Here is a 12,500-nt window from a genome sequence, read left to right on the forward strand (position 1 = left end):
TCGGCCCATGGCCCCCCGTACGTCCGGCACCGCCAAGAAAGCCGCGGCGCGGCCTCCGGCCAAGAAGGCCGCGGCGAAGAAGCCCGCGGCCAAGAGCGCTGCCGCCCGACCGCCCGCCAGGAAGGCCGCGGCGGCCCGACCCGCACCCGCGCCGTCCCCGACCGGCGGCCTGTACCGGATGGTGCGCGCGACCTGGCTGGGCATCGCCCACGGCGTCGGCGCCGTCTTCCGCGGCATAGGGCGCGGTGCGCGCGGCCTCGACCCCGCCCACCGCAAGGACGGCCTGGCGCTGCTGCTGCTCGGCGTGACCCTGGTGGTCGCCGCCGGCACCTGGTCCAACCTCGACGGTCCGGTCGGCGACCTGGTCGCGCTGCTGGTCACCGGTGCCTTCGGCCGGTTGGACCTGCTGGTGCCGTTCCTGGTCGGCGCGGTCGCGGTGCGGCTGATGCGGCACCCCGAGCAGCCCGAGGCCAACGGCCGGATCGTGATCGGCCTGTCCGCGCTCGTGCTCGGGGTGCTCGGCCTGATCGACATCGGCTGCGGCGCGCCGACCCGCGCCGACGGCGCCCAGGCGCTGCGCAACGCCGGCGGCCTGATCGGCTGGGCCGCCGGTGCGCCCCTGCACTACACGGTCGGGTCCGTGCTCGCCGCGGCGCTGCTCCTGCTGATCACCGTCTTCGGGCTGCTGGTGGTGACCGCCACCCCGGTCAACGCCATCCCGCAGCGGCTGCGGGCGGCCGGCGCCAGGGTCGGCCTGTACGCGCCCCCGCCCGACCCCGAGGCCGTCCCGCTGGAGGACTTCTTCGACGAGGACACGGACCCCGCGTCCTCGCGCTCGGCGGCGGACGGGGACGACTCCCCGGTCCGCCGGGTGTCCGCCCGCCCGGCCACGCCCCGCGTCGGCCGGGGAGCCGACCTCGACCCGTACGACATGGAGCGTGACGGCGAAGGCTCCTCGGCCATGGGCGGCACCGGTCAGGGCGAGCAGGACAAGCCGCGCCGCAGGTCCCGCAAGCGCGCCGAGCCGGCGACCGCGGCCCGGGGCGACGACCTCGGCCTCGACCCGGTGGACGTGGCGGCCGCGGCGGCCGCCGCCCTCGACGGCGCGGTCCTGCACGGCGTGCAGCCGTCCCCGCTGGTCGCGGACCTCACCAGCAAGCTGAAGAAGCCCGTGCCCGCCGCCCGGGCCGACGACACCGGGGCCCAGGACACCGCCGGCACCGGCTCCGTACCCGACCTGACGAAGCCCGCGGCCGCTTCCGGGGCCGAACCGCCGCTGCCGCCGCGCGCCGAGCAGTTGCAGCTCTCCGGCGACATCACCTACGCCCTGCCCTCCCTCGACCTGCTGGAGCGCGGCGGCCCCGGCCGCACCCGCAGCGCCGCCAACGACGCGGTCGTCGCCTCGCTGACGCAGGTGTTCAAGGAGTTCAAGGTCGACGCCGTCGTCACCGGCTTCACCCGCGGCCCGACGGTCACCCGGTACGAAGTGGAGCTGGGCGCCGCGGTGAAGGTGGAGCGGATCACCGCGCTCGCCAAGAACATCGCGTACTCCGTGGCCAGCCCCGACGTGCGGATCATCAGCCCGATCCCCGGCAAGTCCGCGGTCGGCATCGAGATCCCCAACAGCGACCGCGAGATGGTCAACGTCGGCGACCTGCTGCGCTCGGCGGACGCGGCGGGCGAGGACCACCCGATGACCGTCGCGCTCGGCAAGGACGTCGAGGGCGGCTACGTGGTGGCCAACCTCACCAAGATGCCGCACATCCTGGTCGCCGGGGCCACCGGCTCCGGCAAGTCGTCGTGCATCAACTGCCTGATCACCTCGGTGATGTGCCGCGCCACCCCGGACGAGGTGCGGATGGTGCTGGTCGACCCCAAGCGGGTCGAGCTGACCGCCTACGAGGGCATCCCGCACCTGATCACGCCGATCATCACCAACCCCAAGCGCGCCGCCGAGGCGTTGCAGTGGGTGGTCCGCGAGATGGACCTGCGCTACGACGACCTCGCCGCGTACGGTTTCCGGCACATCGACGACTTCAACGCCGCGGTGCGCTCGGGCAAGGCGAAGACCCCCGAGGGCAGCGAGCGCGAGCTGACCCCGTACCCCTACCTGCTGGTGATCGTGGACGAGCTGGCCGACCTGATGATGGTCGCGCCGCGCGACGTGGAGGACTCCATCGTCCGGATCACCCAGCTCGCCCGCGCTGCCGGCATCCACCTGGTGCTGGCCACGCAGCGCCCGAGCGTGGACGTCGTCACCGGCCTGATCAAGGCCAACGTGCCCTCCCGGCTCGCCTTCGCCACATCTTCCCTCGCCGACAGTCGGGTCATCCTCGACCAGCCCGGCGCCGAGAAGCTCATCGGCAAGGGCGACGGGCTGTTCCTGCCGATGGGCGCGAACAAGCCGATCCGCATGCAGGGCGCCTTCGTCACCGAGGACGAGATCGCCAAGGTGGTGGAGCACTGCAAGGCGCAGCTCACCCCGACCTACCGCAGCGACGTCACCGTCGGCAGCGGCCCGAAGAAGGAGATCGACGAGGAGATCGGCGACGATCTGGACCTGCTGTGCCAGGCGGCCGAGCTGGTCGTCTCCACGCAGTTCGGCTCGACCTCGATGCTCCAGCGCAAACTGCGGGTGGGCTTCGCGAAGGCCGGACGGCTGATGGACCTGATGGAGTCCCGCGGGATCGTCGGCCCGAGCGAGGGCTCCAAGGCCCGCGACGTGCTGGTCAAGGGCGACGAGCTGGACGGGGTGCTGGCGGTGATCCGCGGCGACGCGCCGTCCTGAGCGGCGGCGGCGCGCCTGCCGGTGCTCGGCTTCCCCGGCGCTGCGCGGTGTGTCGGCCCGCCGGCGGGGGAACCCGCCCCGGCTACCGGCGGATGCACCCGCACGTGCGTACCATTCGTCACACAAGTGGAGTCGTGCCACGTGTGATCCCCGTCGAGTCGGGGCACGTTCAAGGGCAACCGTTTCTCCGGCAACCGTTTCCCCGGTCCACGCGTCAGGTTGTACAGGCCGGACGACCGTCGCCCCACGGCCATCACCACGTGCCGTGGGGTCGGCCGAAACCCCCGGTCCGCTGCCCCCGGTGTTTCGTACCGCCCCTAGACTGACCTTCCAGCAGGCCGCTGCACGCTCGAAAGGCGCCCTCGTGTCCATCGGCAACCCGCCCCCCGCCGACCGTCCTTCGGTCGGCCGCGCCCTGGCCCAGGCCCGTACCGAGGCGGGGCTGACCGTTGACGAGGTCAGCACCACCACCCGGGTGCGGGTACCGATCCTCCAGGCGATCGAGCAGGACGACTTCTCCCGCTGTGGCGGCGACGTCTACGCGCGCGGCCACATCCGGGCCATCGCCCGCGCCGTGGGCCTGGACCCCGACCCGCTGGTCGAGCAGTACGCCGCCGACCACGACGCCGACGCCGCGGCCGCGCCGGTCGCGCCGCTGTACGAGGCGGAGCGGATCAAGTCCGAGCCGCGCCGGCCGAACTGGACCGCCGCCATGGTCGCCGCGATCGTGGCCGTGATCGGCTTCGTCGGCTACACCGCGGTCAGCGGCAGCGGTGGCGACGGCGGCAAGCCCACCGCCCGGTCCGGCTCCAGCGCCACGCCCTCGCCCAGCGCGTCCACGACCACGGCCTCGCCGCAGGGCAACGGCGCTCCCACCGCGCCGCAGCCGACCGACACCAGCAGTGCCATCGCCGCGGCCCCGCCCGGGAAGGTCACGGTCAAGGTCACCGCCGACGGGGGCGCGAGCTGGATCCAGGCCACCGACGGCAACGGCAAGCAGCTCTTCCAGGCGTCCTTGGAGGAGGGCCAGTCCAAGACCTGGACCGACGACAAGAAGATCAAGCTGATCGTGGGCAACGCGGGCGCGGTCCAGCTCTTCGTCAACGGCAAGGACCTCGGGCCGGCGGGCGACAAGGGCCAGGTCGTACGCCTGACGTACACGCCGGGCGACCCGACGCAGGGCTAGGGCCCGGCCGGCGGATCGTGCCGGCCCCGGCCCCCCGGCCGGGGGCCGGGGCCGCCCTGCGGGAGCCTCGGTGGACGCCCGTTCGCCCGACCGCGCGGCGAAGCCCGCGACAGGCCACCGGGTAGGCTGGTGCGCATGCCCGAACCCCGTACCGTCGCTCTTGTCACGCTCGGATGCGCCCGCAATGAGGTGGACTCGGAAGAGCTCGCCGGCCGGCTGGCGGCGGACGGCTGGCGGCTCGTCGAGGACGCCTCCGACGCCGATGTGGCCGTGGTGAACACGTGCGGCTTCGTCGACGCCGCCAAGAAGGACTCGGTCGACGCCCTGCTGGAGGCGAACGACCTCAAGGCCCAGGGCCGCACCCAGGCCGTCGTGGCGGTGGGCTGCATGGCCGAGCGGTACGGCAAGGACCTGGCCGAGGCGCTGCCGGAGGCCGACGGCGTCCTCGGCTTCGACGACTACGCCGACATCTCCGACCGGCTGCGCACCATCCTGTCCGGCGGCATCCACGCCTCGCACACCCCGCGTGACCGGCGCAAGCTGCTCCCGGTGAGCCCGGCGGAGCGGCAGGGCGCGGTGTCCGGGACGGCCGGCGGGGGCGCGCGGGCGGGGGTGGCGCTGCCCGGGCACGGGCAGGGCGCGGCCGTCGCGCCGGGTGAGTCCGCGGCCGGCAGAGGCAGCGCCGGCGCGCAGGCGACCGCCGGCGCGACCGCCGGCGCGGAAGCCGTTTCGGGGGCCGTTGCGGAGCCGGACCCGGCCTGGCAGGTACCCGACCTGCCGGAGGGCGTCGCGCCCGCGTCGGGGCCGCGCGCGCCGCTGCGCCGGCGGCTGGACTCGGGCCCGGTCGCGTCGGTGAAGCTCGCCTCCGGCTGCGACCGCCGCTGCACCTTCTGCGCGATCCCGTCCTTCCGCGGCTCGTTCATCTCCCGGCGCCCGTCCGACGTGCTCGGGGAGACCCGCTGGCTGGCCGGGCAGGGCGTCAAGGAGGTCATGCTCGTCAGCGAGAACAACACCTCCTACGGCAAGGACCTGGGCGACATCCGCCTGCTGGAGACGCTGCTGCCGGAGCTGGCCGCCGTCGACGGCGTGGAGCGGGTGCGGATCAGCTACCTCCAACCCGCCGAGATGCGGCCCGGGCTCATCGACGTGATGACCGGCACCCCGGGCGTGGTGCCGTACTTCGACCTGTCCTTCCAGCACTCCGCGCCGGGTGTGCTGCGCGCCATGCGCCGCTTCGGCGACACCGAGCGGTTCCTCGAACTGCTGCACACGATCCGGTCGAAGGCGCCCGAGGCCGGCGTCCGCTCCAACTTCATCGTCGGCTTCCCGGGCGAGAGCGAGGAGGACCTCGCGGAGCTGGAGCGCTTCCTCGGTGCGGCCCGCCTCGACGCCATCGGCGTGTTCGGCTACTCCGACGAGGAGGGCACGGAGGCCGCCACCTTCGAGGACAAGCTCGACGAGGACGTGGTCGCCGCCCGCCTCGCGCGGGTCTCCCGGCTGGCCGAGGAGCTGACCGCGCAGCGCGCGGAGGAGCGGCTCGGCGCGACGGTCCGGGTGCTGGTCGAGTCCTTCGACGAGGAGACCGGCGAGACCACCGGGCGCGCCGACCACCAGGCGCCTGAGACCGACGGCCAGGTCGTCCTGCTGCCCCCCGGCGGGAACGCCCCCGGCGCGGCGGCCGTTGGGGATTCCGGCGGGGCGTGGCGGCCCGCGCCCGGGACGTTCGTGACCGCGAAGGTGACGGGCACCGAGGGCGTGGACCTGATCGCCGAAGTGCTGCCCGAACTGGCGGGCGCGCCCGGAGGCCAGGGCGCGGAGTGTTCCGAGGGAGTGGGCAGATGAGCGGAGGCGCCGAGCCCACACCGCCGCCGCTCGGGGCGGCCGCCGCGGCGCATCCCGCCGCAGCGGCTGGCGCCGGTGGCCGCGGCGGCGGGCGGAGCGGGGTCTCCACCGGATCGCGGATCGCCGAGGTGCCGACCGGTCCGGCGGGCGGTGAGGCGGCCGGTGAGGTGGGCGCCGAGGCGGGGCGCGTCGGCGGCCAGGCCGGTCTGTGGAACATCGCCAACCTGTTGACGATGACCCGTCTCGTGCTGGTTCCCGGGTTCCTGCTGCTGCTCGTCCACGACGGCGGCGGCGACCCCGCCTGGCGCTCCTTCGCCTGGGCCGCCTTCGCGATCGCGATGATCACCGACCTCTTCGACGGCGAACTGGCCCGGCGCTACGGCCTCGTGACGGACTTCGGCAAGATCGCGGACCCGATCGCGGACAAGGCGATCATGGGCGCGGCCCTGGTCGGGCTGTCAGCCCTGGGTGACCTGCCGTGGTGGGTCACCGGCGTCATCCTTTTCCGTGAACTCGGGATCACCCTCCTGCGCTTCTGGGTGATCCGGCACGGGGTCATCCCGGCGAGCCGCGGCGGCAAGCTCAAGACGCTCACGCAGGGCGTCGCGGTCGGGATGTACGTCCTGGTGCTGACCGGGCCGCTGGCCAGCATCCGGGCCTGGATCATGGCGGTCGCCGTGGTGCTGACGGTGGCGACCGGCGTGGACTACGTGCGCCAGGCCGTCGTCCTGCGCAGGGCCGGGCTGGCGGCGGAAGCGGAAGCGGCGGCCGCGGCCCGGGAGGAGTCCGCGTCCGGCGAGGGTTCCGAAGGCGCGCCGGGCGTGGCCGCGCGGGGCGGGGCGCAGAGGGTCGTTCCCGGGACGGGTGCGGGTGCGGGTGCCGCGACCGCCGACGGCGCGGAGGCCGGGGCGGGGGAGGAGGCCGGGGCCGCGGCGGGCACGGGGTCGGTGGCCGAGGCCGGGTCCGTGGCGGAGGCCGACACGGCGCCCGCGCCCGCTCCGGCGCCGACCGCCGAGCGCGAGCGTCGGCAGGGCGTGTGAGCGCCGAGCACCCGGGCGGATCGGCGGGCGTCGGCGGCGGAACGCCGCCCGCGGGGTCGCCCGGGGCCCAGGAAGCGGCTGAGGCGGCGCGTGAGGCGCTGCGGCTGCTCGTGGGGCGCGCGGCGACGGTCGCGGTGGCGGAGTCGCTCACAGGCGGGCTGGTGGCCGCCGAGCTGGCCGCCGTACCGGGGGCCTCGCAGGCGTTCCGCGGCTCGGTCACGGCGTACGCGACCGATCTGAAGCACCGGCTCCTCGGGGTCGACGCCGCCCTGCTCGCCGAGCGCGGCGCCGTGGACGCCGACGTGGCACGGGAGATGGCCGAGGGCGTACGCGACCGGCTCCGCGCGGACTGGGGGGTCTCGACCACCGGCGTCGCGGGCCCGACCCCGCAGGACGGCCGACCGGTCGGCACCGTCTTCGTCGCCGTTGCGGGGCCGTCGGGCACCGTGGTGGCCCCGCTCCTGCTCGCCGGCGACCGTAGCGCGATCCGGCGGGCCTCGGTGGCGGCTGTCCTGGAACTGCTCACCGCCGAACTCCGGAGGAGTACGGTTGCGGGTCCGGAGTCCACCGCGGCCCCGGCCGAAGGACAGCAGGACGGTAAGGGCCGAACGGCCACACGTAACGGTCCCGGTACGACTACCGGCGGCCAAGGGTAGGGAAGAAGACGGGGGGAAGGGATGTTTGCAGCCCTGAGTGAACACGTCTTCGCTCCCCGCACGGGCGGTGCCCGAGGCGGTACGGTGGGGCGAGAAGGATGCGGATTCGCGGTCCGAGGAGGGAGCCACCGATGATCCTGCTCCGTCGCCTGCTCGGTGACGTGCTGCGTCGGCAGCGCCAGCGCCAGGGCCGCACTCTGCGTGAGGTCTCGTCATCGGCCCGGGTGTCCTTGGGCTATCTCTCCGAGGTCGAGCGGGGGCAGAAAGAGGCGTCCTCCGAGCTGCTCTCGGCGATCTGCGACGCCCTGGACGTGCCGATGTCCGAGGTGATGCGCGAGGTCAGCGACGACCTGTCGCTGGCGGAGCTGGCGCAGTCCTCGGCCGCCGAGGCCCCGGCCGCGCCGATGAGGCCCCTGCTGGGTGCTGTCACGTCGGTCACCTCCGTCACGGCCGTGCCGTCCGCACCGGACGAACGGATCACCATCAAGGCGCCCAAGAAGTCCGCGGAGGCCGTGGACGTGGTCGCCGCGTGATCTCGTGCGTCGGCGTGGCACCGCCGCGCCGCCGCAGCCTTGCCGGCCCTGCCCGGGACGACCCGTCCCGTGGCGGGGCCGTCGCGTTCTCTCGCCCCGCGCCCGCCGGCGGCTGCTGGCGTCGTCCGCTTTGCCATGTGTACGGCGTGGAGGCAGGGTAGGCGGAGGGGGTCAGTACGGGATCAACCGGACCCGAACGCGTCGATCCGCGAGGAGACCAGCGCATGACTGTCGTGAAGAGCCCCCTGGCCGAGCAGGACCGCAAGACCGTCGGTGACGCCCTCCAGGGCGCGCTGGTGGACCTGATCGACCTCTCGCTGCTGGCGAAACAGGTGCACTGGAACGTCATCGGTCCCCGCTTCCGCTCCATCCACCTCCAGCTCGACGAGGTCGTGGACGCCGCCCGCTCCGCCTCGGACACCGTCGCCGAGCGCGCTTCGGCGATCGGCGTGACGCCCGACGGGCGCGCCGGCACGGTCTCCAAGACCAGCGGCATCGACACCGTCACCGACGGGTGGGTCAAGGACGGTGAGGTCGTCGGGATCATGGTCGCCGCGCTCGACGCCTGCATCACCCGGATGCGGGAACGCATCGAGAGCACCGACGAGCCGGACCCGGTGAGCCAGGACCTTCTCATCGGCATCACCGCCGACCTGGAGAAGTTCCACTGGATGTTCCAGGCGGAGAACGTGTAACCAGGTCAGAGAGATGCACGCCTCTGACCTGCGGTGCAGTCCTTCTTCAGGAGATCATCAGGCTTACAGAGTGTTACGGGAGCTGACGTAAGACAGGCGTAATCCGTAAGCCAGGCGTAAAGCGAAGGCCCCCTCGGGTACGCCCGAGGGGGCTCATCACCGGGACTGGACCCCCGCCATCTGGACGGAGGACGCCTCCTTGCACGAAAGGCTGTCCAGCCCAGCCTGATGGCGGCCCCCAGGGGAACGGGGTGCCGTGGGGCCCGCTGGCCGCGCCGTGGAGAGTGACTGGGCGGCTCCAGAGGGGCGCGGACTACATGAGGGGCCAGGCGTGCCCGGCCGGGTCGTCGAGCCACAGGGTGTGCCCGCCCTCGGCGGTCACGGTGAGTCCGTAGCGGTGGATGCCGGGGCGCCCGGCCGTGACCCATGCGCGGAGGTAAGGCGCGCGCTCCGCCCAGAGATCGCGCGGCCCCCCGTGGATGAGTTCGGCCTCGCGGGGGTCTCGCATGGTGATGCGCGCCCACGACGTCATGTCGGGGGTGTACAGGCAGCGCACCGCCTTCCCTTCCTCGTTGGTGAGGCTGATCTGTGCGACGTCCGGGTGGACGAGGGAGGCGAGGAACTGCGGCGCCTCGGCGTCGAGGCCGACCGGTACGACGATCGCCTGGCGGTCTCCCTGCGCGGTCGCCAGGGTGCCCGCGACGTGGCGGCCCGCGGCCGTGGTGGCGTCGGGCGTGGAGCGGGCCGCCATGAACGCGGTGAGGTGCGGTAGGAACCGTCCGCACGCGCTGTGATCCTCGCCGATCGCCAGTCGGGCGATGCCGTACCCGACGGCGACGACCATCACGCCGTGCGGCCGGACCTGGGTCCGCCATGCGTCTGGCACGCGGCCGACGCCGCACGTCGCCACCAGACGGTCGTACGGCGCGTGGTCGGGGTAGCCGGCCATGCCGTTGCCGGCCGCGAGGGTCGGGGCGTAGCCCGCGATGCGGAGCCGGTCCCGTGCGGCGTCCACCAGGGCCGGGTCGACGTCTACGGACGTCACGCGGTTCCCGCCGAGCCGGTGGGAGAGGAGCGCGGCGTTGTATCCGGTGCCGGTGCCCACCTCCAGGACGCGGTTGCCGTCCTCGACGTCCAGGGCCTCCAGCATGCGGGCCATGACCGTGGGCGCGGTGCTGGAGCTGGTGGCGGTGCCGGCGTCGTTGGCCTGGGTGACGAGGGAGGCGTCCTGGTAGACCGCGGCGATCCAGGACGGGTCTGCCGGCGTGTAGCGGACCTTCCCGCCGCGGGCCCGGAGAGTGAACTCGGGCACGAACACCTCGCGCGGCACCGACGCGAACGCGTCGCGCCATGCCGGGTCGTGCAGGGTGCCGTCTGCGGCGAGGCGTTCGGTCATGAGGCGGCGCAGCTCGTCGGCGGCGGACGTGGTGGGGGTCGTCATGCGGGGTCCTCCAGGAGGTCGGCCAGGGCGTGGGTGATGGGGGTGCGCAGCGCGGGGATGTACGCCCACTGGCCGTTCGGGTTGAGGTCGACGAGCGTCCAGGTCCCGTCTGGACTAACGAGAAAGTCCATTGCGGCGTAACTGAGTTCGAACGCGTCGATCAGGCGGCGCACGCCGGCGGCGATCGGGGCCGGTGCGTCGCAGGGCGTGTAGGTGTGGGCGGCGTAGTCGGTGCGGACGTCCGCGAGTTGCGTTGGGGTGTGGATCTCGGCGGCGAACATCTTCGGGCCGACCACGGTCAGACGCACCTCGTAGGCGGTCGTGATCCACTCCTGGAACTGGTGGGCGGTCAGGGCCACGCTGTTGTCGATGTCGTCGGCGCGAACCTGGGTGGTCCACACGGCGACGGCCTCTCCACCGGTGCCGGCCGGGCCGGTGGTCCCGATGGTCTTGTACGCGGCGACTCCGCCGGGTAGGCCGGCGACGAACTCGCGGGCCGCCGCGGGGTCGTTGGTGATCAGCGTGTCGGGCACTGCCAGGCCGCACCGGGCGGCGATGGCGAGGGCGTGGGGTTTGACCCCGGCCGGCGTGTTCAGGTGCGGGTGATTCACCCACCGGGCGGTCAGGGCGGTGAGCAGCCCTCCGAGGCCCGCGCGGGCCTCGGAGGCTGTCCACTTCGCGTCCCGGTCGCTCAGGCCGGGGTGCAGGCGGTGCGGTGACGGCCGGCGGTAGTAGACCGAGCTGACCTCATCCAGGGAGACGTCCCGGTGCTGGCCACGTAACTCGCCCATCCAGCCGCTGTGCCGCGCGCCGATACGGGCCGTGACCTGTACGGACTCCGGGAAGTCCCCGGGGTCCAGTCGGACGACGGGCACCGCCCGCCGGTTGAGTTCCGCGATCACCAGGTCAGCGGTCGCGTCGGAGGGCTGGGTCAGCACCAGGACGGTCATCGGTCAGTTCCTCCCATCACCTCGTCCAGGTCAGTCCGTGTCGTTCGACTTCTCCTCGTCCAGCTGGTGGTCCTCCTGCGTCTGGGCGACCGTCTCGAACGCCGACGACATGCGCGGCTCGAACACGAACGGGACGCCGTCCTCGGTGATGCTGATCTGCCGCTCGGGGCAGAGCGTGAGTGCCGGCAGCGGGTCGGACACCGGGCGCACCGGGACGGCCTGGGTCAGACCGAAGGGGCGGACACGTTCCAGCAGTTCGGTGGGCATGCGTGATCCTCATTCCTGATGTGGATGGTGTGGGTCACCGGGCGGCACCCGTGGATGGCCCGGAGTTCATGGGGTAGGCCGCTGGACCTACTTCGGCGGCGTGCCTCGGCGCCCGCTGGCGATCCGGGGCACGAGCCCCTGCTCGCGGACGTGGGGCGGGCAGCCGTAGATCGGGATCGCACCGCCGTCGGGCATGTCCTCCCATGTCAGCAGGGTCATGTCCCGGTCCGACATGTCGTGCTGGCCCGGCGTGCACCAGGCGGTCACTGCTCCGGCTCCGCGGCGCACGTCCGGCACGCCCGGATGCAAATCCGGCGGACGGTCTGAGGAGGCGGCGCCGTGCCCGGCTCGTAGGCCACGTGCATGATGCTTTTCGTCTCGCTCCCGTCGGCGTGTGTGACGGTCACGCAGCGCGTCACGGCCGGCCACACCGGGCTCCGGAGCGGCCACGGGGTGGGCGTCGGTCGTGCCTCGGTCGGCTGATTTCTCTCGGGCGGGTGCAGTAGGGTCCCCATGTCGCGCCCCTTCCGGCGTTGGCCACACCCCGGACCGTGGCGCGGTCGCGGGGCATCTCCTGGACACGACGGTCTCGTGTGAGGAGGAGCAGCGGGATCTGACACCCTATGACGCGGAGTGGATCTTGATCAGTGCTGTGACAATCACCGGCACCCGCAGCACCAACCACCGCCCTACGGAGGACTACCACCAGCTCTTCGCTGACCACCTCCGCCCCTACGCCGGCGCCCACTTCTACATCGGCGGCGCCCGCGGCATCGACACCCTCGCCCTGCTCTGGCTCGCCGAGAACACAGCAGCGCCTCTCACTGTCGTTGTCCCCGGTCGCGTCGAGCAGCAGCCGGCGGAGGCTCGGGAGGCCGTCGCGCGCACCCGGAACCGGATTACCGAGGTCGTCGAGCTGGGCGCTGCGGAACTGCGGACCCCGGCGTTTCACGCCCGAAACCGATGGATGGTGGACCACAGCCAGTTCACCATCGGCTTCCCACTCACGGGCCCCCCGGGCACTTCCGGCACCTGGCAGACTCTCAACTACACCCACGAACAGGGGAGACCGCACCTGATCGTGCCCGTGTGACCTTGCTGC

Annotated in this window: 12 protein-coding genes; 8 read left to right on the top strand and 4 right to left on the bottom strand. The window is 73.2% G+C overall.

The annotated features are described in order from the left end of the window. The first annotated feature begins 7 nt into the window (after window positions 1-7). The 7 genes from RVR_RS27260 (at window position 8) to RVR_RS27290 (ending at window position 8,740) form a co-directional block, all read left to right on the top strand. Complete coding sequence (locus tag RVR_RS27260) at window positions 8-2,788, top strand: DNA translocase FtsK (protein WP_202236529.1); 2,781 nt, start codon at window positions 8-10, stop codon at window positions 2,786-2,788. Window positions 2,789-3,152: 364 nt separating this feature from the next. Continuing rightward, window positions 3,153-3,974, top strand: a complete 822-nt coding sequence (locus RVR_RS27265; RefSeq protein WP_202236530.1) for a helix-turn-helix domain-containing protein — start codon at window positions 3,153-3,155, stop codon at window positions 3,972-3,974. A 135-nt stretch (window positions 3,975-4,109) separates the two neighbouring features. Next, window positions 4,110-5,816: a 30S ribosomal protein S12 methylthiotransferase RimO gene (rimO, locus tag RVR_RS27270; RefSeq protein WP_202236531.1), complete on the top strand. Its 1,707-nt coding sequence runs from the start codon at window positions 4,110-4,112 to the stop codon at window positions 5,814-5,816. 119 nt (window positions 5,817-5,935) lie between these two features. Beyond that, window positions 5,936-6,856 (top strand): CDP-diacylglycerol--glycerol-3-phosphate 3-phosphatidyltransferase, encoded by a 921-nt coding sequence (gene pgsA, locus RVR_RS27275; protein WP_430393248.1) that lies wholly within the window; start codon window positions 5,936-5,938, stop codon window positions 6,854-6,856. A 98-nt stretch (window positions 6,857-6,954) separates the two neighbouring features. Further along, on the top strand, window positions 6,955-7,512 hold the full coding sequence (locus RVR_RS27280) for a CinA family protein (RefSeq protein WP_202239259.1): 558 nt from the start codon (window positions 6,955-6,957) through the stop codon (window positions 7,510-7,512). Window positions 7,513-7,643: 131 nt separating this feature from the next. Next, window positions 7,644-8,045: a helix-turn-helix domain-containing protein gene (locus tag RVR_RS27285; RefSeq protein WP_202236532.1), complete on the top strand. Its 402-nt coding sequence runs from the start codon at window positions 7,644-7,646 to the stop codon at window positions 8,043-8,045. Between the two features lie 224 nt (window positions 8,046-8,269). Continuing rightward, window positions 8,270-8,740, top strand: coding sequence for a Dps family protein (locus RVR_RS27290; RefSeq protein WP_202236533.1), 471 nt, complete (start codon window positions 8,270-8,272; stop codon window positions 8,738-8,740). A 313-nt stretch (window positions 8,741-9,053) separates the two neighbouring features. Here the strand turns inward: RVR_RS27290 and RVR_RS27295 are convergent, their stop codons facing one another. The 4 genes from RVR_RS27295 to RVR_RS27310 all read right to left on the bottom strand — a co-directional run bounded on the left by RVR_RS27295 (window position 9,054) and on the right by RVR_RS27310 (window position 11,695). After that, on the bottom strand, window positions 9,054-10,181 hold the full coding sequence (locus RVR_RS27295) for a methyltransferase domain-containing protein (RefSeq protein ID WP_202236534.1): 1,128 nt from the start codon (window positions 10,179-10,181) through the stop codon (window positions 9,054-9,056). After that, window positions 10,178-11,131, bottom strand: a complete 954-nt coding sequence (gene tgmB / locus RVR_RS27300; RefSeq protein ID WP_202236535.1) for an ATP-grasp ribosomal peptide maturase — start codon at window positions 11,129-11,131, stop codon at window positions 10,178-10,180. Before tgmB ends, RVR_RS27295 begins: the two co-directional genes overlap by 4 nt. A 30-nt stretch (window positions 11,132-11,161) precedes the next feature. Beyond that, the gene (gene tgmA, locus RVR_RS27305; protein WP_202236536.1) at window positions 11,162-11,398 is read right to left on the bottom strand and encodes a putative ATP-grasp-modified RiPP; all 237 of its coding nucleotides are present in this window, start codon (window positions 11,396-11,398) and stop codon (window positions 11,162-11,164) included. Window positions 11,399-11,485: 87 nt separating this feature from the next. Next, window positions 11,486-11,695: a hypothetical protein gene (locus RVR_RS27310; RefSeq protein WP_202236537.1), complete on the bottom strand. Its 210-nt coding sequence runs from the start codon at window positions 11,693-11,695 to the stop codon at window positions 11,486-11,488. Between the two features lie 343 nt (window positions 11,696-12,038). Between RVR_RS27310 and RVR_RS27315 the strand changes: the two genes are divergently transcribed. After that, window positions 12,039-12,491: a DNA-processing protein DprA gene (locus RVR_RS27315; protein WP_237404993.1), complete on the top strand. Its 453-nt coding sequence runs from the start codon at window positions 12,039-12,041 to the stop codon at window positions 12,489-12,491. The last annotated feature ends 9 nt before the right edge of the window (window positions 12,492-12,500 follow it).

The organism is Streptomyces sp. SN-593 (assembly GCF_016756395.1).
Lineage (GTDB): Bacteria > Actinomycetota > Actinomycetes > Streptomycetales > Streptomycetaceae > Actinacidiphila > Actinacidiphila reveromycinica.

Coding starts and splice junctions, on each gene's coding strand:
- rimO (WP_202236531.1), top strand. CDS start 4,110: ATGCCCGAACCCCGTACCGTCGCTCTTGTCACGCTCGGATGCGCCCGC.
- RVR_RS27295 (WP_202236534.1), bottom strand. CDS start 10,181: ATGACGACCCCCACCACGTCCGCCGCCGACGAGCTGCGCCGCCTCATG.
- tgmB (WP_202236535.1), bottom strand. CDS start 11,131: ATGACCGTCCTGGTGCTGACCCAGCCCTCCGACGCGACCGCTGACCTG.
- RVR_RS27290 (WP_202236533.1), top strand. CDS start 8,270: ATGACTGTCGTGAAGAGCCCCCTGGCCGAGCAGGACCGCAAGACCGTC.
- RVR_RS27285 (WP_202236532.1), top strand. CDS start 7,644: ATGATCCTGCTCCGTCGCCTGCTCGGTGACGTGCTGCGTCGGCAGCGC.
- tgmA (WP_202236536.1), bottom strand. CDS start 11,398: ATGCCCACCGAACTGCTGGAACGTGTCCGCCCCTTCGGTCTGACCCAG.
- RVR_RS27260 (WP_202236529.1), top strand. CDS start 8: ATGGCCCCCCGTACGTCCGGCACCGCCAAGAAAGCCGCGGCGCGGCCT.